14 protein-coding genes are annotated in these 14,686 nt (G+C 62.4%); 6 read left to right on the forward strand and 8 right to left on the reverse strand.

Annotation, left to right across the window (positions count from 1 at the left end; translation table 11 throughout):
* Positions 1–78: 78 nt before the first annotated feature.
* A complete protein-coding gene (locus LB571_RS06910; RefSeq protein ID WP_224593841.1) occupies positions 79–1,335 on the reverse strand; it encodes a polysaccharide biosynthesis/export family protein in 1,257 nt (418 codons plus the stop codon).
* 88 nt (positions 1,336–1,423) lie between these two features.
* Positions 1,424–2,101 (reverse strand): sugar transferase, encoded by a 678-nt coding sequence (locus LB571_RS06915; protein WP_015314232.1) that lies wholly within the window; start codon positions 2,099–2,101, stop codon positions 1,424–1,426.
* Between the two features lie 599 nt (positions 2,102–2,700).
* Between LB571_RS06915 and LB571_RS06920 the strand changes: the two genes are divergently transcribed.
* Entirely contained in the window at positions 2,701–2,976 is a 276-nt protein-coding gene (locus LB571_RS06920; protein ID WP_015314231.1) for a hypothetical protein, read from the forward strand.
* 21 nt (positions 2,977–2,997) lie between these two features.
* On the opposite strand, the gene LB571_RS06925 is transcribed toward LB571_RS06920, so the two are convergent.
* The 6 genes from LB571_RS06925 to LB571_RS06950 form a co-directional block, all read right to left on the reverse strand.
* Positions 2,998–4,842: an ABC transporter ATP-binding protein gene (locus tag LB571_RS06925; protein ID WP_140875680.1), complete on the reverse strand. Its 1,845-nt coding sequence runs from the start codon at positions 4,840–4,842 to the stop codon at positions 2,998–3,000.
* Positions 4,835–5,812 carry a serine kinase gene (locus LB571_RS06930; protein ID WP_224593236.1) on the reverse strand — a complete coding sequence of 326 codons (978 nt, stop codon included), beginning with the start codon at positions 5,810–5,812 and terminating at the stop codon, positions 4,835–4,837. The genes LB571_RS06925 and LB571_RS06930 overlap by 8 nt, the downstream gene beginning before the upstream one ends.
* Entirely contained in the window at positions 5,809–7,731 is a 1,923-nt protein-coding gene (locus LB571_RS06935; protein WP_015314228.1) for a lasso peptide isopeptide bond-forming cyclase, read from the reverse strand. The genes LB571_RS06930 and LB571_RS06935 overlap by 4 nt, the downstream gene beginning before the upstream one ends.
* Positions 7,728–8,120: a lasso peptide biosynthesis B2 protein gene (locus LB571_RS06940; RefSeq protein ID WP_224584338.1), complete on the reverse strand. Its 393-nt coding sequence runs from the start codon at positions 8,118–8,120 to the stop codon at positions 7,728–7,730. The genes LB571_RS06935 and LB571_RS06940 overlap by 4 nt, the downstream gene beginning before the upstream one ends.
* Before the next feature lie 109 nt (positions 8,121–8,229).
* A complete protein-coding gene (locus LB571_RS06945) occupies positions 8,230–8,529 on the reverse strand; it encodes a PqqD family protein (RefSeq protein WP_015314226.1) in 300 nt (99 codons plus the stop codon).
* A gap of 135 nt (positions 8,530–8,664) precedes the next feature.
* Positions 8,665–8,817 carry a lasso peptide gene (locus LB571_RS06950; protein WP_015314225.1) on the reverse strand — a complete coding sequence of 51 codons (153 nt, stop codon included), beginning with the start codon at positions 8,815–8,817 and terminating at the stop codon, positions 8,665–8,667.
* Between the two features lie 506 nt (positions 8,818–9,323).
* On the opposite strand from LB571_RS06950, the gene LB571_RS06955 reads away from it, so the two are divergent.
* The 5 genes from LB571_RS06955 (at position 9,324) to LB571_RS06975 (ending at position 14,626) form a co-directional block, all read left to right on the forward strand.
* Complete coding sequence (locus tag LB571_RS06955; protein WP_224593239.1) at positions 9,324–10,454, forward strand: nucleotidyltransferase family protein; 1,131 nt, start codon at positions 9,324–9,326, stop codon at positions 10,452–10,454.
* A 64-nt stretch (positions 10,455–10,518) separates the two neighbouring features.
* Positions 10,519–11,541 carry a glycosyltransferase family 2 protein gene (locus LB571_RS06960; RefSeq protein WP_015314223.1) on the forward strand — a complete coding sequence of 341 codons (1,023 nt, stop codon included), beginning with the start codon at positions 10,519–10,521 and terminating at the stop codon, positions 11,539–11,541.
* Between the two features lie 291 nt (positions 11,542–11,832).
* A complete protein-coding gene (locus LB571_RS06965) occupies positions 11,833–12,234 on the forward strand; it encodes a hypothetical protein (protein ID WP_015314222.1) in 402 nt (133 codons plus the stop codon).
* Between the two features lie 143 nt (positions 12,235–12,377).
* Positions 12,378–13,244, forward strand: a complete 867-nt coding sequence (locus LB571_RS06970) for a family 16 glycosylhydrolase (RefSeq protein ID WP_224593844.1) — start codon at positions 12,378–12,380, stop codon at positions 13,242–13,244.
* A 50-nt stretch (positions 13,245–13,294) separates the two neighbouring features.
* Positions 13,295–14,626 carry a UDP-glucose dehydrogenase family protein gene (locus LB571_RS06975; RefSeq protein WP_015314220.1) on the forward strand — a complete coding sequence of 444 codons (1,332 nt, stop codon included), beginning with the start codon at positions 13,295–13,297 and terminating at the stop codon, positions 14,624–14,626.
* Positions 14,627–14,686: the final 60 nt, after the last annotated feature.

The following is a 14,686-nucleotide window of genomic DNA, read 5'->3' on the forward strand; positions in this document are numbered from 1 at the left end:
TCCGCCAAGCAGGCTTGGCGGAGGCTCAAAGTCTTGCGCTGTGGATAGAACGCGGCGAGCCCGCGATCTTCCGCGTTTCTACTGGCTGGCCAGCGGCGCCAGCTTGATCTTGATCACATCGCCAGGCAGTACCGGTGTGTCTTCCTTGGCGGCGATTTCGCTGGTCTTGCCGTCGACATTGCGCACCAGCGAATAGAGCAAGGTAGGTTGCTGGTCGTTGGTGATGGCGGCCGTCGTCGCCGGATCCGTGGCCTGGGCTATCAGGCCTTTTTGCATATTCACCTTCAGCGCGGCCTCGTTCAGGTCGGCTTCGGTCTGCTGGCGATCGGCGGCGAGGCTCGAACTCAAAGTGTTCTGAGCGTCGATGGCGTCCTGCGTCGCCTTGCTGATCGCCTGCTTGGCGGTCAGGATGGCTGTCTCGTAGTCCAGGATCTTGCCCTGCAGGTCGGCAACGGACTGCTGCGAATCCAGAAGCCTGGCATTGGCCACCAGTCCCTTCTGGGCCAGCGGACCGATGCTGGCCAGTTGTTGCTGGGCCAGGTCGACCTGCTTCTGCTGGTTGACGATCTTCTTCTGCAGCGATTCGATCTCGGCCTGCAGCACACCCTTGAGATCGTCGAGCGCCTCGAGCTTGAGCTTCAGCGCCTTCTGGTCGGCGGTAAGGATTGTCATCTCGTCGGCGACGATGGTCGGCAGCCGCGGATCGCCTTCGACCTCCTTGGGTGCCTCAAAACTCGTCTTGCCGGCCATATCGGCGTCGATGCGGGCGCGCTTGACGATCAGCCGAACGCGCTGGTCGTCGGAGATATCGAAATTGCCCTTGGCGGTGACCAGGTCCTTGCCGAGCTGGGGACCGTAGTCGGCGTTGCGCCTGATGCCTCCGGCGACGCTGATCGCTTTCAGCACCGTAAGATCGGGCACAAAGGGAAATTGCCCGGGATTCTGCACCTCGCCCGAAATGTAGAAGGGGCGGAACTGTGCCATTTCGACCGAGGCTTCAGGCTTGTCCGATAAAGCGAGCTTGTGCTGCAGCGCCTCGCCGATCGCCGCGGCGACCTCCGCCGTGGTCTTGCCGGCCGCCGGCAACTCGCCGACGAAAGGCACCGACAGCGTGCCTGCCGGGCCGATCGTATATTGGCCATTGACCGACGACCAGTCGCGGAACGTGCTTTCGACGGTCTGCCATTCGGCGATGCGGATGGTGAGCTTGTCCTGGGAGCCCAGACGGTAATCGTCGGCGGCGGCCATCTGGGGAAAAGCAAGCGACATCGCAAGGCAGGTCGCCAGGAGCCGCGAGCGGCCGGAAAACGGGCCGCTGCCAAAGGCTTCGAAAATGTCTATCTTCAACTGAGCGTTCCGATCCGTTTTAGCCCCATCGCCCGATGAGCTTGCCGCCGGATGCCTTGATCCTGCCGGCCGCCGATCAGTACGAGCCGCGCGACATCCAGACGGCCGGCACTGTTCTGATGATGATGCGAACGTCCTCGAACAGCGACCAGTTCTCGACATAGTGGCGGTCGAACGCGACGCGGCTGTCATAGGAAACGTCGTTGCGGCCGCTGACCTGCCACAGGCCGGTCAGGCCGGGCCGGGACTTCAGATAATAGACAGCCGCGCTGCCATAGATTTCCAGTTCGTCCCGGACCACCGGGCGAGGCCCGACAAGGCTCATGTCGCCCTGGAGGATGTTGATGATCTGCGGCAATTCATCGAGGCTCAGCTTGCGCAGCACCGTTCCGACGCGGGTGACGCGTGGATCGTTCTTCAGCTTGCGGGTCGCTATCCATTCCGCATTGGCCTCTGGATTGGTCGCGAGATAGGCTGCCAGCACCTTGTCGCCGTCCGGAACCATGGTGCGGAACTTGAGGCAGGAGAAGAGCCGTCCGCCGCGCCCGATTCGACGGTGACCATAGAAAACCGATCCGCCATCGGAGAATTTGACGAGCAGCGCTATCATGATGAACAGCGGGCTGAGCGCGATCAGTCCAGCCAGCGAACCGACGATGTCGAAACTCCGCTTGATGAGGCCGCCGATCGGCGGCGGAAAGTCGGTGTCGGCCTGCGAAAACCCCGCCGTGGCCGACTTGGCAATATCCCTCATACGGAAACTCCATGCGTTGAACGAATGGTTTACCGCACGATACCAAAAAAATGCTGCAGCGCAACACACAATTTCCCGCGCCGCTGAAATAGTCGCGTCATGAATTGACTAAATAATAAGCTCGCGCTGCACAAATTTCGAAATGTTTAGCACATTTGTGACAATAAATGGGCAAGCATAAAAAAATCCGGGCGTTTTTGGGGCGTTTTGTGGGCGGCTCGTTCCCAGTGTCGGGATCCGTAGCATACGAGTCCTTACTGACGATGCTATATTCTGGACTATTCACCTAAAATACCATCTAATATTATGGGTTGTACTCCAGATCTACAATGGCTGCAGGTTGAGTGAAATGCGGCCGGGTGCGTTGCAGCATGGCAGAGTCGAACGCGTAAGCACAATCAAAAATATGTGCGGTTGCCCTTGCCGCCTTCTGCTCGCCTTAATAGAATTGCAAATTATACCTGTCACGGTGGCGACAGGTTGAAAGGCCGGAAGCAACCGGTCGAGAGCGGGTGGTTTAACAAGCCCGCATCACAAGGGACGGCGCTCGGGTGGGGCTATCGTTGGATATACCCGAGCCGGTTTATGGGCTGTTGGGTATGTCGCTTCCAAAATTCATCGTTGGGATGCTGTTCGCGCTCGCGATCGTCGTCGCCTGGTCCTGGCTGGGTGGAGCTTCGCTTGGCACGACACTGCTGCGTGTCATCATCTGCGCGGTGGTCATCCAGGCCGGTTATTTCGCGGTCGTCTATGCCATGATCGCCAGGAGCGCGCCAACGCCGGCCGACAGGCTGCGCGAAGCCGAGAGAAAGCAGAACTCCACCGAAGTGCCCGAGGGCGAGAAGCTGGGCAGCGTCCGGCGGGGGCTGCATTAGATCCACGGGACATCATCGTCCTCAGGCCACATCGGCGGGTTCGGTTTCCGACTGTTCTCCCGACAGCATCCGGGACAACCGGCTCCCCGGCTTCGCCTTCAACCGCTGATATTGCCCGACCTCCACCACACGACCATCCTCCATCGCCACCACCCAGTCGGCGAAGGCGATCATCGACGGCCGGTGCGCGATGGTCAGGATCGTCATTGCGCCGCGCAGGCCGTCGATCGACCGGGCGATAAGCGACTGGTTCTGCCAGTCGAGCGCGCTTGTCGCCTCGTCCAGGATGAGCAGTGACGGCTTGCGCAGCAACGCGCGTGCCAGCGCGATGCGCTGGCGCTCGCCACCCGAGAGGCGCACGCCGCGGTCGCCGACCACGGTATTCAGCCTCAGGTCCAGTCGGTCCACGAAGTCGCCGGCGTGAGCGGCGCGCAGTGCCTTCCACAAGTCGTCCTCGCTGGCCTGGGGCGCGGCAAGGCGCAGGTTCGCTGCGATCGTGTCATGCAGCAGGAACACGTCCTGCGGCACATAGGCCACCTGATCGCGCCAGCGGCGGCGATTGCCGGCATCGAGCTCGACGCCGTCGACGAGGATCTTGCCGGTGGTCGGCTCGAGCAGCCCGAGCAGCATGTCGGCGATCGTGCTCTTGCCTGACCCGGACGGGCCGATGAGCGCCGTGACCTTGCCGGCCGGAAGGCCGAAGGTGATGTCGCTCACCACTGCCTTGCCGGCGCCGTCGTCATAGACAAAGGAGACGTCGCGAATGTGCAGCCCCGTATCGAGGGTCAGCTTGCGGGCATCCGTGGATTCGACGTGGCCAGGCTCCCGTTCGGCGTCGAAACGCGCCTGCAGGTTGCGCATTGCCGTATAGGCGGGCAGGTTGATCAGCACCTGCTGGGCCTGCGTCTGCATGTCCATGAAGCGCGGCGCGATGCGCATGAAGACCAGGAGCAGCACGACGATCTCGGCCAGCGACAGGTGGAAGCGGACCAACGCCACATAGATGAAGACGCTCAAGCCTACGACGCTCGCCACCTGGAATACGGCGGTGCCGATCGAAGAGTTGCGGACATAGGCGATATTGTCGGCCTTCATCTTTTCGAGCGTGACCTGCAGCTGCGCGAAATAGCTGGCCTCGACGTTCAGGCTCTTGGCCACCTTGATGCCGCCGAGAAATTCCGAGACCGTGCGGTACTGGTCCTGGCGATTGGTCGTCAGGATCCGGCCGAAGGCGGTGGCTCGCGAGCGAAATGGCTGCAGCGCTATGAACATGACGATGCCGATGACGACGGCAAACGCCGTCATGACCGGCGAAATGAACATGGAAATCACCAGATAGCCCGCCAGCAGCACGGCGATCTGCACCAGCATCAGCAGGGCAAAAGCCGCCCCCTGGACGCGGTCTATGTCGCCGGTCAGGGCATGGTCGAGATCGGAGCCGCGCATGCGCGTGAACACGCCCCAGCGCGCCTTGCCGATGCTCTCGAACAGGTTCATGCGCAAGCGGTTGATGAAATCGAAGAGCAGCCTTGCCATGTACACCGACTTGAAGCGGTTGAAGGCTGCCTGCACGGCAACAAGCCCGACCAGCGCGCAAAGCACCGTCGTCAGCTGCAGCGTTCCGCCGGGCACCAGCCAGCGCACAAACTCGATATTGGGCAGCCTTACCGCGAAATCCTGGTCGGCACGGCCGACCAGGTGCAGCAGCGGCACCAGCAGCAGGATGGAAACGCCTTCCGTCAGGCTGCCGAGGATCAGGAACAGCAGCGCCGTCCAGGTTCGTCGTCCACCGATCCGGGCAATGACCGCGCCGAATGCCGCGACATCGCGAAACAGCGACAGGCTGAAGACCGATGACCTAGGCATCGCCAGCCAATTCCTTTTCGATCAGCGCCACAGCCTCGCCGATCCTGTCGATGCCCGTCGGAACGTCCAGCCGGCACACGCCGACATGGTTAGCGATCGCTGAACAATGGCGAAGATGCATCGCCGCGAAATCACCGGAGAGCGCCGCGCGGCCAAACCGCGTCACGTAGGAGAATTTGATGATGGCTGGCAAGGCGGCGATTTGAGGCAGGAGGGTGATCCCCGCCCCTTCGCCGCGCTCGAGGATGTAAATCCTGACCGCCGGCACCTTGTTGCCGGAGAAGGCGCCGTGCAGGCGATGCTGCATCTTCTCGATTGCCGGATGCACTTGCGGTCGCACTTGCGCTTGCCCAAGCGAGATTGCCGCCGCGGCATCGGCGGCAAGCTTGATCTGCGGAAATCCCGGAACGATCATCGGTTCGTCCGGGTTGGTGAGATCGAGCGCCACGACGTCGTCGGTGAGCAGGTCGTGTCCGGCCCGGATCAGCGCGCTTGCCGTCGTCGACTTGCCGGCGCCCTTGTCGCCCATGAAGATGGCGCCCCTGCCGGCCACCGCGATGGCGCTGGCATGCAGCACCAGCAGGCCGCGCTGGTGCAGCAGCAGCGCCAGCACTGGCCCCAGCAACGGGAAGGCAAGCAAGGCGTCGTCGACGCCGGGCGCCGGCTGGACATCGATGCGGCGGGCGTCGCTGATCAGGAATGCGCCGACGGCCTCCCAGGCCAGATACTGCCGGCCAGGCTCGAAACGGAAGACGGTCGCTGCCTTCGCCGAAGGCTTGGGCATATCGATCGGGCCGATGACGATCTCGATGTCGGCCGTTGCCGGGTCCGCCGGCTCCAGTTCGGGCAGCCACACGTCGGACGCGATGAGCAGGCCGTAGGCGCGGTAGTAACTTCGTTCTCCCGCTGTCCTGTCGCGGTTGGGAAGACGGTCGAGATCGCCGGCGAACGGCTCATGGCGAGACATCATGCGGGGCTCCCGCCATGCTGGACCTGCCGCAGCCACAGCGACAGCGACGCCGAGCGCCAGACATACTGGACATCGAGCGGTGCCGCCTGGTCCGGCTGGCGCAGCAGCCGCGCATAGGCGGCGTTTACTTCCGGCAGGTTGACATAGGGTGCGATGCGACCCGCATCGCCGACCAGCAACTGCTCCAGCAGGTCGCGATGGTTGCGCACCATGCCGTTGACCAGATTGGCGGTGAAATCGATCTTGTCGCGCCGCCACTGTACCGCCGCCGGCAGGATGCCTTCCATGGCCCGGCGCAGCACGTAGCGGCCAAACCCATGACGGAGCTTCTCCTCGCCCGGCAGCCCCAGGCAGAATTCCACCAGCGGCTTGTCCCAGAAGGGATACCGCGGCTCGACGCCGAAATTGGCGGCGGCCTTGTCCAAAACTTCGAAAGAGTGCGGAACATAGCCGTTGGACAGGATCCAGCGGTGGCTGAGCGCGTCGCTGGCTTGGACGCCGGGCGGCATGTAGCCAGCCCGATGGAACCGGTCGATGAGCTCGGTTCGCCTGGCAAGGTCCGGATTGATCAGGTCGCGCCAGCTGCGGCCACGCTTCGATCGGGCAGGCCTGCGCATCCTGTTCAGGGCTCGGTTCCCCAGCTGTCTCAGCCTGGCGATGCGCCAGGCCGGCCCGTAAATGGTCAGGAACTGGAAATAGAGGCCGAGCGTGCTGTCGCCATAGGTGTTGGAGGCGCTGCGGACCTCGCGCCAAAGATCCAGCCACCTGCCGCCATTGGCAAGCTCGTGCAGATGGCCATGCCCCTGTGAAACAACTTCGTCGCCGCCATGGCCGTCGAGGAGCACTTTGATGCCCTTGGCGCCGGCCGTCCGGTAGATACCGCGGGTCAGCGTCAGGCCCGGCGCCAGGAACGTGCCTTCCTGTTCCTCCAGCACCCGTTCGAATTCAGCGAAGGGCGCATAATTGCCGACTGGGATGAACGTCGGATCGGCCTTCTGCTGATCGAGCACGGCATCGATGAACGGGCGCTCGTCCATCGAGGAACCCTTTTCGAACACGAGCGAGAAGGTCGGTAGCCTCGGCTTGCGCTCGGCCGCATTTTGCACTCCCGCCACGCAGGTGATCGAGGATGAATCGAGGCCGCCGCTCAGCATCGCGCCGATCGACGGACTTCCTCGCATGCGGTTGCGGACCGATTGCGCGAACAGATGGGCGAATTCCTCCGCGGCATCAGGCCGCGGTGCTCGCTGCGATGGTTCGATCTGCCAGTACCGGCGCAGCACCAGACGTTGCGCGGTGACGGTGAGGCTGTGACGCGCCGGCAGGGCGAAGATGTCGCTGTAGGGCGTGGACTGCGGGTCATCGGGCAGCCCGGCCAGGAAGCCCGAAATCCGGTGCTCGCTGAGGCGCGCACCTACCCCGTCGAGGCCGAGCATTGGCCCGATCTCGGAGGCAAAGGCAAAGCGGCGTTCCGCTGCGTGGTAATAGAAAGGCTTGACCCCGAAATGGTCTCGCGCGCAAAACAAAAGCTGCCGCTCGGCATCCCAGATGGCAAAGGCGAAGTCGCCTTGCAGATGCACGGGGCACGTTTCACCCCAGCGCAGATAGGCCCGCATCAGCAACGCCGCATCGGCGACCGAGTTGTCCCTGATGCCGAGCCTTGCGAGCAGCTCGTCGCGGTTATCGAGCCGGCAATCGGCGGTGATGGCCAGCTTGCCGCCGGCCATGGTCAGCGGGCCGGGGCCGGCTTCGTCGGTGGTGTTGAGCCAGGCATGGCCAAGCGCGACGCCGCTGTCCTGCCACCACGAGGTTCCGTCGGGACCACGATGGCGTATGCGCGCCAGCATCTGCTGGATGTCGCTCGCCGCTTCAGCCGGCGCGGGGCCTTGTCGCAGCAGGATTCCGGCTACGCCGCTCATCGGCTGCCGTGGTCGATCAGGTGGGCGAAACCATCGACGGATCCGCCAAGCACGATGTGGTCATCGCTGACCAGCCAGGCATGCGCCTTCAATTGCTCGCCCGTGCCGCGCTCGATGCCGATGCGGATGTTCGACGCATTGCCCTGGCGCGCGAGGAGGTATTGGCCCGACAGCGCCTGGGTCAGGCAGGTGGCGCCCGGAACGAACCGTGCTGCGGCGGCAACCCCCCAGGCGACGAGCCGCAACTCGCCCATGCTGGCACACTGGTGCGCGTTGAGCCGCGTCACCATCCCACGCACCCGGTTGTAGGAGAACAATGTCAGCCCGAGCCGGACGGTCGTGACCACCAGCAGGCAGCGGCACAGGAAAAGCGCTTCCGAGCCGCTCAAGGACAAGATCCTGGCCAGGCTGCGCCTGCCAGGCCGCTGCTTCATCGGCCGGGGATTTCTCTGCGTCACAGGTCTTTGCCGCGCAGCCATGGCCTTCTGCGACGCCTGCCTAGACGAGTGCCTCATGCTCAAGCCTCGCAAGCCCGTTTTCCGCCAGGCCTTTCAGCAATGCGTCGACGTCGGCCTTGCAGCGTTCGGCGTCGACATTGTAGCGAGCGAGGACGGCGCTGCGGATGTCCGCGATCGGCTTGGGTTCCTGGATCAATTCCCAGATGAAGGCGCCGACACCGTTGAGGCTGTAATAGATATTGGACTTCAGGTTGAGAAGCGCGAGGCCATCGCCGAATTCGCAAGCAACGGCGTCCTTGGTGGCCTTTACGCAATCGTGCTCGGATGGGTTCCAGTTCATCCTAAAACCTCGTTTGCAACACACGGTCTACGCGTCATCAGGTTCAAAGGAAAGTCGGGGATTTTCATCCCCGGCTCCATTTCATTGTCTTCGATCCCGGAGGCCCAACGTCATTCCTCCAGAATCAGGCTGGTCTCAGGAGAACGTCAGGTCGCCAATCGGGGTGTGCGCGGGAAACGACGCGTCGATTGCCGTGCTGCCACCACCGCCTTGGGTAATGGTTTCGATTGAACCATGTACTGTCAGGTTTGGCGTTTCGTACTCATGCTTTTCAACATTCTGTTCCATTTTACTCTCCATAAGGACTGGAAACGGCCTGTCGATTGCCGTCAGCACTTTCATGCTGCATCGCAATAGCTGCACAGCAACATTTATGAGTCAAGCCTGATTTACCGGTCGTTAATCAATTATGGGTTGCGGACGTCACCCCGCGTGTAAGAAATCCACCTCTTTCGAGATGAAGCCGGGTGTGATTGCCCCTCGTCACACGAGATTCCGTAAACCATTGATTTTGCATGAACAAGAGGAAGCCATGCTTGGCCATTGCCATTGGACAACGCCGAAAGATACTCAACTTTCAGCTGATCCCATCGATGGCCCGGCTGAAGCGCTGCGCTAGGGTGGGAATTTCTCCATACATCTCATCCCCTTCCGCGAAGCTGGCAAACGCTATGGTTGCAAAATTTCGCACTGCGAAAGGAAAGGCTTTACGGCGCCGTCGTTTTTGACGATGCTTTGCTTAGCAGCTGCAGCATACGCTTCGCGCAAACCGCTTTTTGGAGACTGTGCGCTCAATGGCCTTGCCGGAAAGCTCCTATGAAAGACTGCGCGCCACCGACTGCGCCGACGAGATCGCTTATGTGCGGGCCTGCTTACGGTTATATTTCGCGGGGCCGGCCGCCTCGGCCGGTGAAACGTGGACGCCGGGCCTTTCCGACGCTGTCGTCACTGATATCGCCAGGTTGAACAAGGTCGGTACCTTCGTCTTGAAGGCGCTGTCGCGTACGCCGGCGCATGAGAGGCCGGCCGAACTGTTCCAGTGGCTCAAAACCTATCGCAGGAGGACGGTGTCGATGAACGCCGCCTGCCTGATGGATTCGATCGCCATTCACGAGGCGCTGCTCGACAGGCGGATTGATTTCGTGTTCCTGAAAGGGCCGTTCCAGCAGCATCTGCTTTACGACGATCATTTCATGAAACCCTCGGGCGATATCGATATTCTGGTTTCGCCTGCCGGGTTCTTGAAGGCACGCGAAGCGTTACGCTCGATTGGCTACGAAGTATCGGGCAAGTCGCGTTCGGTCTGGTGGGTCCGCTTCCTCGGCGAACAGCACATGATCCGTGGCAATGGGTCGAAATCATCCACTGTCGACCTTCATTACCGGCTTCAGCAGCCCGGCTCGCCCAGTCCGCGCGATGCTGACGGGTTCCTGCGGCGAAAGCGGCTGGTCGAGATCACCGGCGCCGAAGTCCCGTTCACGTCGGCTGCCGACACGCTGATGCTGGCCTGCATCAGCGTCGCCAAGGCACTGTTCAACCGGGAGCCTTGCGCCGGCTACGTCTGCGATATCAGGGCCAGCGCCAGCCGTCTCGGCCACGCCGATCAGCAGCGTGTGCTCGATGCGGCGGTGAGCCAGGGGCTGGAGGACACGCTGCTGCTCGGCCTGCGTTCCGCCGATGTGCTGCTCGGCGGCACCGGTACGCTTCTGTCGGAGCGGGCCAAGCCGATCCTGTCGCGCATCGGCAATGAAGACCTGCTCAACATGGTCATCGCGCCATGGCTGTCGTCGCTGCGCTGGCCGCAGCGACGCACGGTGTTGTGGGAATTGTGCGGCCGGGCTCCGGTCCGTTACCTTTCCGAGGCCGGTTGGGCGGCGTCGGCGGACATCAGCCGCCGCATCTTCGAACGGCCGGCCGGCCCGTGAAGGCGGCGAATATCGAACGCGTACAGGGCGAGGGCAGATCGGAACCTGTGCAAGAGGCAATTCCATGTCGATGACGAAATCCCAAGTCTGCGTGATCATCGCGGCCAAAAACGCGGCGCGAACCATCGCCGTCGCCATCGCGTCCGCGTTGCGCGAACCGGAAGTCGGGGAGGTCGTCGTCGTCGACGATGGCTCCACGGACAATACGGCCGAGGTCGCACGCTCCGCCGACGATGGCAGCGGCCGGCTTGCGGTGATGCGCCTCGACGTCAATCGCGGCCCTTCTTTTGCCCGCAATGCGGCGATCGCCGGTTCACGAGCCCCGTTCATCAGCATTCTGGACGCCGACGATTTCTTCCTCGAGGGCCGGTTTCGCAACCTGTTTGTCGGCGCCGATTGGGATTTCGCCGCCGACAACATCATGCTCATCAGGGATGACGCGGCTGGCGATGCAACCAAAATCGTCGCCCCGGATTTTGCCGCCGATCCGGAATTCCTCGATTTCGAAGGATTCGTGGAAGGCAACATCTCCAGGCGCCGCGTCCAAAGAGGCGAACTCGGCTTCTTGAAGCCGGTGATCAGCCGTGCCTTTCTCGACCGCCACGGGTTGCGCTACGACGAGAGCCTGCGGCTAGGCGAGGACTACGAGCTTTACGCGCGAGCGGTCGCCCACGGGGCACGGTTCAAGGTCATCCGTTCCTGCGGCTACGGCGCCATCGTCCGCGCCGATTCACTCAGCGGCCGCCACAAGACGCAGGATCTGAAGCGGCTGGCCGATGCCGATCTGGCGCTGCTGGCGATCGACAGCCTGCCGGAAGGGTCGAAAGCAGTGCTACGGCGGCACGAGCGGCATGTGCGCGACAAATACCGGCTGCGCAATTTCCTCGACGTGAAGGCCGAGCGGGGCCTGGCTTCTGCCGCGGCCTACGCCTTCGCAAGCCAATCCAACCTCGTCCCCATCGTCCAGGGCGTGGCGTCCGACAAGATCGAGGCGCTGTTTCGCAGTGTTGGCCTGGTCTCCAGGAACAAGCACGTGCCGCCGCTCCGTTTCCTGATGGCTGGAACCAGTACCGGCAAAGGACGGTAAGGCGCGGTGTTACCTGCCGACCGCGAGGCCGCCACGCAACCATTTCCATCGGATTTATGAGTTTATGAATTGGGTGGTTGCCTCGCGGCTCTGGGGATGGCAGTCTATGTTGCGGTGCAACAAATTAAACGACCAGCCGAACTGGCCCCCGATCGGACTGGTGCGAAGTCTCTCTTCGTCAGAGGAGTTGGGCGACGCGGTTACGAGTTTTCAGCCCCGGTTGCGGGGATCGGCCAGTGGCCTGGCCTGAAAGCCGGTCCAGGAAGCCGGCGATGACGGGAATTTAAGTTCATGGCCTCGATATTCGGCTTCAGATCAAGGGATCCGGCCCGCGACAGGCAGACCGACGTTGCGCGCCTGGACCGGCTGGCGAAGCTGTTCGAGCAGATCGCCGCCGAGATCGAGGCGGAGAAAACCGGCTTGGAGAGCCGCTACCGCAAGGAAGCGACCAACGCGGCCTTTCTGGTCGAAGCCATGGAAAACGGCTCCGCCTCCGATCGCCGCTCGTCCGAAGTCAGCGCGTTGACGCAGTCGATCCTGAACAGCGAGCGCCGCATCGCTGCGCTGTCGCGCCAGGGCGGCAGGATGCGCGAGCTCCGTCATTCGCTGGACGTGGTCTTCGACGAGAATACGACCACCGATCCGGCGGCGACGGTCGAACCGGTCAGGCAGGCGGGAGCCGGCCGAAATTGAAGGCGGCGGCGGGGGACCGTTACGGCGAAGGTGATGCAGGGCTGGACGTCGGGAGGGTGATTGAAAAGGTCAAGGTTGGCCCGTTTGGAAGCGGTTCGAACGTCGACTTTGGGTTGGGGACACAGCGCAAAGGTGAGTTAGTCATGAATTCGGATCCAAAGACCATGTCCACGACAGCAATCGACGCCCCTTCAGCCCTGCTTTCCTGGCGGCGGTCTGGTCTGGCTTTCGCTTTGCTGCTGGTCGCTCTTGGCAGCCTGCCGGCAACCCCGTCTCATGCGCAGGATATCCAGTCCGCGCCCTCTTTCGTCGACGATTTCAAGAATTTCGACCGCGAGCGCTGGTACGTTTCAGACGGCTGGACGAACGGCAGCCATCAGAATTGCACCTGGTCGAAAGGCTTGGTCAAGCTTTCCGATGGCGTTCTTTCGCTCGGATTCGCGAAGCAGAAGACCAAGGATCGCGAGTTTGCCTGCGGCGAGATCCAGACCAAGCAGCGTTTCGGCTATGGTACCTATGAGGCGCGGATGAAGACTGACACAGGCCCTGGCCTCAACGCGGCGTTCTTCTCCTATATCGGCCCATCCGACAAGCAGCCCTGGGACGAGATCGACTTCGAGATCCTGACCAAGGACACCTCCAAGGTGCAGGTCAATGCCTATATCGCCGGCAAGGGCAAGAACGAGAAGCTGGTCGACGTGCCGGGCGGCACCGACAGTGCCTTCAACGACTATGCCTTCGTCTGGGAGAAGGATAGCCTGCGCTGGTATCTCAACGGCCAGCTGGTGAACACCATCACCGATCCCGCGAAGCTGCCCAGCCATGCGCAGAAGATCTTCTTCAGCCTTTGGGGTAGCGACACCATGAAGGGCTGGATGGGAGCGTTTGCGGACCCGGGCCGCAAGCTTTCGCTGCAGGTCGAACGGGTCGCGTTCACCGCGCTGGGTCAGCCCTGCCAATTTCCGGAATCGCTGGTGTGTAGTGTAAAAGAGCTGGGAAAGACGAATTGAACCGGCAGGGCCGAGAAGCGGTCCGCTGCCCTGGATGGGAATGAAACCGAATGAACTTGACGGTGTTTGGAATTGGCTATGTCGGCTTGGTGCAGGCGGCGGTGCTTGCCGAGGTTGGCCACCAGGTTGTTTGCGTCGATATCGACGCAAACAAGGTGGAGCGGCTCAATCAGGGCCTCGTTCCGATCTTCGAGCCGGGTCTTGAAACCATCGTCAGGGAGAATCACGCCGCCGGCCGCATCAAGTTCACCACCGATGCGGCGGCAGCCGTCAGGCACGGCGAAATCCAGATGATCGCGGTCGGCACGCCGCCGGGCGAAGATGGTTCGGCCGACCTCAAATATGTGCTGGCGGTCGCCGAGACCATCGGCCGCGAGATGGATACCGCCAAGATCGTCGTCGGCAAGTCGACCGTGCCGGTCGGCACCTGCGAAAAGGTGAAGGCCAGGATCGCCGAGACGCTGAAGAAGCGGGGCCGCGAGGATCTGAGCTTCGACGTCGCCTCCAATCCCGAATTCCTCAAGGAGGGCTCCGCGGTCGCCGACTGCATGAAGCCCGACCGCATCATCGTCGGCACGTCGAGCGAGGAAACCGAGGCGGTGATGCGCGAACTCTACGCGCCCTTCAACCGCAACCACGAGAAGATGATCGTGATGGACGTGCGCAGCGCCGAATTCACGAAATACGCCGCCAATTGCATGCTGGCGACCAAGATCAGCTTCATGAACGAGATGGCCAACCTCGCCGAGCAACTCGGCGCCGACATCGAGGAAGTGCGCCAGGGCATCGGCAGCGACCCGCGCATCGGCTATCACTTCATCTATCCGGGTCTCGGCTATGGCGGCTCGTGCTTTCCCAAGGACGTCCGTGCCCTGATCAAGACCGCCGAGGGCGTCAAGTACGACGCCAAGCTGCTGCGCGCCGTCGAGGAGCGCAACAATGACCAGAAATCCGTTCTGTTCGACAAGGTGCACCGCTATTTCAAGGGTAACCTCAAGGGCAAGACCTTCGCGCTGTGGGGCCTGGCCTTCAAGCCCAACACCGACGACATGCGCGAGGCGCCCGCGCGCGTGCTGATGGAGGCGCTCTGGAACGCCGGCGCGGCCGTGCAGGCCTATGACCCCGAGGCCATGCAGGAATGCCAGGCCATCTACGGGCTGCGCGACGACCTGCTGTTGTGCGGCACCAAGGAGGCGGCCCTGCGCGGCGCCGATGCGCTGCTGATCGCCACCGAATGGAAAAGTTTTCGCGCACCCTCCTTCGATGCGCTGAAGGATGCGCTGACCACGCCGGTCATCTTCGATGGCCGCAACCTTTACGATCCCAAGGTCGTGGCGCGCCACGGCATCGAATATCACTCGATCGGCAGAATGGCGGCATGAGATCGGGCGCGGAGAGCCGAAAGCAGGATCGGGCCAAACGCCCGGCGTAGAAGGAATTGT

This window comes from Mesorhizobium sp. BR1-1-4 (genome assembly GCF_020165375.1).
Classification (GTDB): Bacteria; Pseudomonadota; Alphaproteobacteria; order Rhizobiales; family Rhizobiaceae; genus Mesorhizobium; species Mesorhizobium australicum.